This window comes from Enterococcus camelliae (assembly GCF_042685105.1).
GTDB lineage: Bacteria > Bacillota > Bacilli > Lactobacillales > Enterococcaceae > Enterococcus_G > Enterococcus_G camelliae.
Window position 1 is genome coordinate 1 of the sequence record NZ_JBHUMO010000065.1, and the last position, 8,043, is coordinate 8,043.

At 41.2% G+C, this 8,043-nt stretch carries 9 protein-coding genes; 8 read left to right on the forward strand and 1 reads right to left on the reverse strand.

The annotated features are described in order from the left end of the window. Positions 1-112 precede the first annotated feature (112 nt). From ACFSR0_RS10885 to ACFSR0_RS10910, 6 genes are all read left to right on the forward strand, one after another. On the forward strand, positions 113-877 hold the full coding sequence (locus ACFSR0_RS10885) for a formate/nitrite transporter family protein (protein ID WP_379982671.1): 765 nt from the start codon (positions 113-115) through the stop codon (positions 875-877). Between the two features lie 113 nt (positions 878-990). Continuing rightward, a complete protein-coding gene (locus ACFSR0_RS10890) occupies positions 991-1,449 on the forward strand; it encodes a GAF domain-containing protein (RefSeq protein WP_379982656.1) in 459 nt (152 codons plus the stop codon). A 4-nt stretch (positions 1,450-1,453) separates the two neighbouring features. Continuing rightward, positions 1,454-2,479: a sensor histidine kinase gene (locus tag ACFSR0_RS10895; protein WP_379982658.1), complete on the forward strand. Its 1,026-nt coding sequence runs from the start codon at positions 1,454-1,456 to the stop codon at positions 2,477-2,479. After that, positions 2,476-3,108 (forward strand): response regulator transcription factor, encoded by a 633-nt coding sequence (locus ACFSR0_RS10900; protein ID WP_288745344.1) that lies wholly within the window; start codon positions 2,476-2,478, stop codon positions 3,106-3,108. Before ACFSR0_RS10895 ends, ACFSR0_RS10900 begins: the two co-directional genes overlap by 4 nt. A gap of 151 nt (positions 3,109-3,259) precedes the next feature. Then, positions 3,260-3,400 carry an LPXTG cell wall anchor domain-containing protein gene (locus tag ACFSR0_RS10905; RefSeq protein WP_379982661.1) on the forward strand — a complete coding sequence of 47 codons (141 nt, stop codon included), beginning with the start codon at positions 3,260-3,262 and terminating at the stop codon, positions 3,398-3,400. 209 nt (positions 3,401-3,609) lie between these two features. After that, on the forward strand, positions 3,610-4,818 hold the full coding sequence (locus ACFSR0_RS10910; RefSeq protein ID WP_379982663.1) for a M20/M25/M40 family metallo-hydrolase: 1,209 nt from the start codon (positions 3,610-3,612) through the stop codon (positions 4,816-4,818). 61 nt (positions 4,819-4,879) lie between these two features. Here ACFSR0_RS10910 and ACFSR0_RS10915 read toward each other — a convergent pair whose 3' ends face one another. Further along, entirely contained in the window at positions 4,880-6,619 is a 1,740-nt protein-coding gene (locus tag ACFSR0_RS10915) for a pyruvate oxidase (protein ID WP_379982665.1), read from the reverse strand. A 338-nt stretch (positions 6,620-6,957) separates the two neighbouring features. Between ACFSR0_RS10915 and ACFSR0_RS10920 the strand changes: the two genes are divergently transcribed. Then, the gene (locus ACFSR0_RS10920; protein WP_379982667.1) at positions 6,958-7,599 is read left to right on the forward strand and encodes an IS607 family transposase; all 642 of its coding nucleotides are present in this window, start codon (positions 6,958-6,960) and stop codon (positions 7,597-7,599) included. After that, a partial coding sequence (locus ACFSR0_RS10925; protein ID WP_379982669.1) for an RNA-guided endonuclease InsQ/TnpB family protein occupies positions 7,562-8,043 on the forward strand: 482 nt, incomplete at its 3' end. The genes ACFSR0_RS10920 and ACFSR0_RS10925, both read left to right, overlap by 38 nt.

Genomic DNA, 8,043 nt, shown 5'->3' on the forward strand with positions numbered 1-8,043 from the left:
AGTAGCGAGCAAGTGGCAAAATCGGACACGTAGAAACAGGAAATAAACATAAATCTGACAACTTTTATAGTTGGTTAGGAATATTTATAGATTTTTGGCAACGGCATGTTTCGTGTATGTTGATCAGATACAAGCAGTAGAATTAGCTGGCAAGAAAAAATTAGCGTTTATCAACCAAAATTTTTGGGGTTTCTTTCTAGCTTCAATCTTAGCTGGAGTATTTATTGGCTTTGGTATCTTGTTGTCTTTCACTGTTGGCGGACTATTGAAAGAGAGCAATAGCAGCAAACTAGCGATGGGAGCGGTGTTTGGTATTGCGCTGAGTCTGGTTGTTATTGCTGGGGCCGAGTTATTTACGGGCAACAATTTTGTTTTAGGAGTTGGCTTACTTCGTCGTTCGGTTACGTGGAGAGCTGCTTCCAAACTCTGGTTATGGTGCTGGCTTGGAAATGCGGTGGGAGCCATTCTTCTTGCAATCGGCTTTCATTATAGTGGCTTACAGACTGGAGCAGTTGCGCAAGTGCTAGCAGCAGCGACTGTGACAAAAATGAGCTTAGGGATTGTCCCCTTAATTCTTCGGGGGATTCTTTGCAATATGCTCGTATGTTTAGCTATTTGGTCAGGCTTTCAATGCAAAAGTGAAGCAGGGAAATTGATTATGATCTTTTGGTGCTTGCTCGCTTTTTTCACAGCTGGTTTTGAACACAGTGTTGCCAATATGACAGTCTTAACAGCAGGCTTACTTGACTCGACGAATTCAGCTATCACAATTAGCGGGTGGTTTTATAATTTATTTTGGGTAACTTTAGGTAATATGATTGGTGGAATTTTATTCATTGCCTATCCATATGTCAAGATGGCCCAAAAATTGGAATGAGTGATAGTTAGCCTACAAGCTAGAGTATGAGGTGAAGCTCGTACTCTAGCTTTTGCTTTCCATCATTGTGATTTATAATGTAAAGAAAATGCAGAAAAATGGCGGTGAATCTTATGTTAAAGCAACGAGAACTTCAGGTGTTTCTTGATCAGATGAGAGTAGCTATGCAGGTGGATTTCGTCGGAGTTGCTCAAAATGTCGCCTTGTCAGGGATGCCAAAAGATATTCGTTGGGTAGCTGTTTCGGGGAACTTAGGAGAAGACTACCAAACCATTCGATTGCGAATTGGCCACGGGATTGCTGGTCTAGTATGGCGAACGGGGAGGACGATTTGCGAAAACAACATCCAAAGCCAACCTGGACGCTTAATAGATTACCCAATCGCGCGTGTTGAAAAATTGGATCAAGTTATTGCCTACCCGCTATTGATTCATCAGCAAGTAAAAGCTGTTTTGTTAATTGGCAATCGAACAGGAAATTTTGAGACTTCAAATCGGTCGTTACCTTATATGGGACAACTTGAACAATCAATTGAATACAATGAAGTGAAAAAATGGGTGGCAGGAAGGTGAGTTTATGATGAGCGAAGAAATGGGCGAACTATATAAACGAGGATTACAATCAACCGAAGCGATGATTTGGCTATTAGATGCAAATCAAAAAATCCTTCTCCTATCTAATGGAGCCCAAAAATTAACAGAAGATTATGCCATTCCACTGAAAAAAATTCATGATATTCTGACTGGGAAAGGGTGCCCATTACATGCTTTACAAGATGTCTGTCAGGACTGCCCGATTGAAGGACATCTCAATCCAGAAGCTATTCCATTTCAATTGCGAAATAAACAGGGGCATCTTGCTTCCTTTTGGGGAAAACTTACGACGATATCCGACCCGGCAACAAATATTTTCTACCAGTATTTAGAAATTCGTAGTTGGCAAACAACACAACAAGTTCAACAGGAACGTCTGATGCTCGGTTACTTAAATGAAGCACAAGAAGTCGAACGACAACGCATTGCCCGTGATTTACATGATGGATTGGCACAAAGCATGTATAGTCTCATGCTCGAATCACGCCGGCTAATGAAAAAATATCGGCTAGAAGAGACAACTGACAGTCAACAACTCGATGCCTCTTTTGTGGAATTGTTACAGGAAGTTCGTACGTTAGCCGCCGAATTATACCCCGCTGCTCTCGAAGATTTGGGTTTGTTACAGGCAATTTTTCATTTAGCAGATCAATTAAAACAATTGGCAGGATTTCATTTAGACGTTAACGTACAAGGAAAGCCATTTTCCTTTCCAAAGCGAACAGCAAGTCACATCTATCGAATCATCCAAGAGGCAGTCACCAATTCATTAAAATATGCGGAAGTGAACCAAGCGACAGTGTCATTTATTTTTGAAGACAATGTCTGTACAATTCAAATAAAAGATAACGGAAAAGGCTTCGATACTTCAACACAAAAACATGGACTAGGACTTTGGAATATGCAGGAGCGAGCGTTGGCAATTGATGCCACTATCTCGATTTATTCTACTTTTCAGTGGGGAACAACAATTACGTTACGTCTCGTAAGAATAGAGGAAATCCAATGAAGATACTTATCGCAGATGACCATATGATTGTACGAAACGGATTAACTCAAATATTAGAAACTCAGAAAGACATGACTGTCGTAGCAGAGGCCGCAGAAGGGGCCGAAGCATTTGTCAAATTGGACAGCCAAACAGTTGATATTGTTTTACTAGATATGAGCATGCCTCCAGGTGAAAACGGACTTCATACAGCAAAACGAATGAAAGAAGCGTATCCCAACCTAAAGATAGTCATGTTGACGATGTATGATGAACAACAATATATGGAGGAAGCAGTCAGTTATGGTATTGAAGGCTTTGTTGTGAAAAGCGAACCCAACGAACAATTATTGCAAGCATTACGAATTGTGATGGCCGGTGGTAGATATTATACGGGCTTAAGCGAAAAAGATATCTACCAGTTACCTCACCATGACGAAGATCAACGTTATAAAACACTAACAAAAAGAGAAAAAGAACTTTTGCCTTTAATTGCACTGGGGTATAGCAACAAAGAAATCGCAAACCAACTATTTTTGTCTGTCAAAACAATCGAAGTACATAAAACAAATATACACAAAAAGTTAGCAATTCATCATTACCCAGACTTGCTACGATATTGTGTCAAACACCACTTAATTGATTTTTGATATGTTGGGTTGAAAAAAAATTTGGAGAATAGGAAACTCAAGTGAGTCAGATGAATTTTTTGATAAGTAGCTACGAATCTCCACTTTCGTAAAGAACAGAGTATATATACAAATAAAAGCTGGTCAGACTGCAAATCCAGTCGGAGTAACGGTGACCAAAAAAGCCAAAGCAAATGGGCAGCATCTTCCAAATACAGGAATGAAATCTGAAGCTGGATTGCTCGTAATTGGCGTTTCATTATTGAGCATGGTATTGGCAAGTATTTGGATGCGAAACAGAAACAAAGCGTAAAAAATAAGTAAATACTGACAAGTCCCCTATACTATTAAAATGAGGCAATGTTTCCAAGAGCTAGACGAACATTTAGCTTTTGGGTGCGCATTGCTCCAAAAAGAAAGTATTGGGGGTTTGTTTAGCTAATTGCCGGATTAAGTTTTACAATTTGTGTACTTGGCCCTATACTTATTGAAAATAGCCCGTTTGTTGAGGAGGAAAAATGCATGAAGACACCACTTGAAGAATTACAAGCAATTGTTCGTATAAACTCTGTTAATGGCAACGAAGAACCAGTGATTCGCTACCTTGAACACCTGTTAAGTGAGGCGGGGATTGACTCAACCGTTATTGCACATGGTCCAAAGCGTGCCAATTTAGTAGCTGAAATTGGGGATGGCGACGGACCGGTATTGGCGTTCGACGGTCACGCCGATATCGTAGCTGTGGGCGATGAAGAAAAATGGGTTCACCCACCATTTGCTGCAGAAATCGCTGATGGCAAATTGTACGGTCGTGGGTCGAGTGATATGAAATCCGGATTGATGGCGGCGGTTTTAGCGCTGATTAAGGTAAAACAAAGTGGGCAACCGATTCATGGCAAAATTCGCTTACTCGTCACTGTTGGGGAAGAGTTAGGCTTATTAGGCGCTTCTCAATTAGCGGATTTGGGCTATGCGGATGATATTGAGTCCTTGGTTGTTTGCGAACCAAGTGGCGCCAGTCGACAAACAGTGCTAAAAATGCCGGGGATCCCAGCAGGTTTTGTTCAACCCGATGGTCCCGCTGAGCAACGCTTTATTTTTATCGCACATAAGGGTTCTTTGACCTATGAAGTTCGGGCAAAAGGACGTGCTGCGCATAGCTCGATGCCTGAACTAGGTATCAATGCAGTCAAAGCCCTGATTGATTATTATGAAAAACAAGAACACTACTTTGCTACCCACAAAGTAACAGACGAAATCTTAGGGGAGATGACCCCAGTTGTGACCATGATTCATGGCGGGGAACAAGCCAATACCGTGCCGGAAAAAGCGGTATTAACTACAAAAATACGAACCGTCCCAGCCTTGACGAATGAAGCCATTCTTGCTGATCTTCAAGCATTGATTGACGAATGCAATCAAGCAGGTGACGCTCAGTTGGAATTGATTGTTTCGGAAAGTGCGCATCCTGTGAAAAGTAGTCCTCAAGCAAAAATTGCCCAGTTGGCAAAGCGAATTGCCGAAAAGCAGTTTAACGACAAGTTACCATTAATTGGTATTTCTGGAGGAACTGATGCTGCCAAATTTATTGAAAAAAATCCCAAGATGGCTGTCATTGTATTTGGTCCAGGAAATGATACCTCACATCAAACGGATGAATACGTGCGCGTAGATGCCTATGAAAATTGTTTAGCTTGTTATGAAAAAATTATGACGGAGTATTTCAAGTAAAACAATAAGCCCCGCTTCTCGCCAGTGGTATCTGGAAGAGAGGAGGGGCTTTTTTTAAGGATTAAAAGAATTGACGCATAATGTCTTTCAACGGAGGTAAGGTCGGGAATTTATGATCTTTCAGGACCGTTTCAAACGTGAATTTTGCATAACCTTGGGCTTCATCCATCACAATTTTTCCTGGTAAAGGTGCATCGTCTTCCACGTAAACATTGACAAGGGTTGGTTTGCTGACATCTGCTAATTTTGGTAAAAGTGCGTCGAGTTCGGCGGCGGTTTTGACGGTGTAGCCGACGCCACCACAGGCTTCCGCTACCTTTGCAAAGTCAATGTCTTCTAAATCAATGCCATAGTTGCGTTGACCAGCGGATTGTTGTTCCACTTCGATAAAGGCTAGCTTTTGATTGTTGACAACAAATTGGATCAGGGGTAACTGGTATTTTGTTGCCGTGACGAAATCTTGCATGACCATCGCAAACGCGCCATCACCTGCCACAGCGAGCACTTGTCGTTCGGGTTCATTGATTTTTGCGGCAATGGCTCCTGGCAAGGCACAACCCATCGTTCCTAACCAAGCAGAAATCAAGTAGTCTTGCCCAGGTTGTACCCGCAAGAAACGCGCACCCCAAGAGGTGGACGTCCCCACATCAATCGAAAAGACGGCATTGGGTTTGGCGATGGATTCGATGGCATTGAATAAATAAGAAGGGTGGACAAAATCACCAGTGGTATTTTGGCGTTGCTCTTGCATCCAATCATTCCAATGGCCCATCGTTTGTTGGCAAGCTTGTAAAAAGGTATCTGTTGTACGAATGGCACCTTGCGCATTCATTGCCGTTAAGAAATCTGCAACACGACCTTCAATGGCCAATTCAATCGGGAATCGTTTGCCGAAGCGTTCAGGGACGATGTCGACTTGGACCGCTTTGCAAGTGCTTGGATCAGGTAAATAATCGACATAAGGGTAATTCGTGCCCAATAAGAGAAGAAAATCCGCTTCTTTCATGGCTTCATAAGCGGGTTTTGTTCCTAGTTTGCCCACATTTCCTAAAGAATTCGGGTGGTTGTCCGCAACGGTTCCTTTGCTTGGCATTGTTTGAACCAAAGGAATGTGATTGGTTTCGATAAAGGTGGTTAGCGCTTCTCCGGTACCTTTTGCTCCAACCCCTGATAGCACGATTGGTTTTTTGCTTTCTTTTAGTAAACGAGTTACTTCGGCAATTTTATCCGCTTCAATCGTTGGGGCGCTGAAAAGATTCGCTTCACCAGCGAGTGCACGATAGGTGTCAGGAATGTCTTCATCGGGCAGGTCATCGGGAATGGTCAGGACGGCCACACCTTTTTGACGCATAGCAGTCCGGATGGCTTCATCGACAATTCTTGGCAAGGAGGCAGCGGATTGAATTTCTTTATTATAAACAGCCACATCTTCCAACAGTGCGGCAGTATTGACTTCTTGAAAATAATCGCTGTTGATTAAACTGGATTTGACTTGGCCAATCAACGCTAGGACTGGTACATGATCCATTTTGGCATCATAAAGCCCGTTTAATAAGTGAATGGCTCCCGGACCTCCAATGGACAAACACACGCCAACCGTTTCTGTTAGTTTGGCTTCACTTGTTGCAGCTAGGGAAGCCACTTCTTCATGACGTACTTGAATAAAGTCGATTTCTTCATCGTGACGATGCAAGGCGTCAATCGTGGTGTCTATCGAATCGCCAGGTAATCCATAGACGCGTTTCACTCCCCAATCCAATAAGACATTGATCATTGCTTCAGATGCTTTGATTTTTTTCATCGGCTCTTCACCAATCCTTTCGTTTCATATATTTATTTATACTAGGGTACCCGCGCTTTTTTCTCAACTAATAGGCTCAATTTAGCAGGAGGGACTTCAAAAAAAACGCCATTTGTCACTCCCTATAAAAATCCGTATAATGGGTTTGAAGAAAAAATCTGGCATAAAGGAGCAGAGCATGAAGAAAAAACCTATAGCAGCCTGGATTTTATTGGGATTTACGCTTTTCTTTGGCTTGTTAGCGGGAGGGTAACAACAGTTAATCATAATATATAAATATATATAAAAATATCATTTAAAAAATCAATATGTGGTATAATCATTTTGAGGTGAAGATTATGACTATGTATTCGATAGGTGAATTTGGAAAACAGATAGGTGTAACACCACAAACGTTGAGAAATTGGGATAAAAGAGGGGAATTAAAGCCCGCTCATGTTTCTCAAGGAGGTACTCGTTATTATTCTGAAGAACAACGAAATCAATTCTTAGGAATCGCTGGGAGAAAGAAACCAAAACGAATAACCATCGGTTATTGTAGAGTCAGTTCAAACAAGCAAAAAGACGATTTAGAACGTCAAATTGAGCACGTTAAGACTTACATGATTGCACGAGGATATCAATTTGACATTATTCAAGATATTGGTAGTGGAATTAATTACAATAAAAAAGGATTAAATCAGTTAATAGACAAAATTACCAATGGCGAAATAGACAAGGTAGTTATTCTATACAAAGACCGTTTCATCCGTTTTGGTTATGAACTCATTGAAAAACTTTGTAATAAATATGGCACAGAAATAGAAATCATTGACAATACAGAAAATACGGGAGAACAGGAATTAGTCGAGGACTTAATTCAGATTGTCACTGTTTTTAGTTGCCGATTACAAGGGGAACGAGCGAATAAAGCTAAGAAGATGATTAAGGAGTTGATGGAAGATGATACGAGCCAAGAAAGTAAGGTTGCGCCCGACTGAAGAACAAGAAAAGCAACTGTGGCAATCGGCTGGTACTGCACGTTGGATTTTCAACTGGACGTTACAAATGCAAGAAATGAACTATCGGTTTGGCAGAAAGTTCATCAGTAACAACGATTTACGAAAGCACATCACAAAAATGAAGCAACGTCCTAAATACGCTTGGTTAAATCACGTATCAAACAATATAGCCAAGCAAGCTGTAAAAGATGCATGTGATGCCTACAAAAAGTGGTTTGTTGGTATGACAGATAAAAGTCGTTTAAAGGCTGAAAAGCCACATTTCAAGTCAAGAAAGAAATCAAAACCAGCTTTTTATAATGACAATATCAAATTGAAGGTAAAAACTAAATTGGTTTTGCTTGAAAAAGTTGGTTGGGTAAAAACAAGCGAACAGTTGCCAGTGAATACGAAGTATTCTAACCCACGAATCAGCTTTGATGG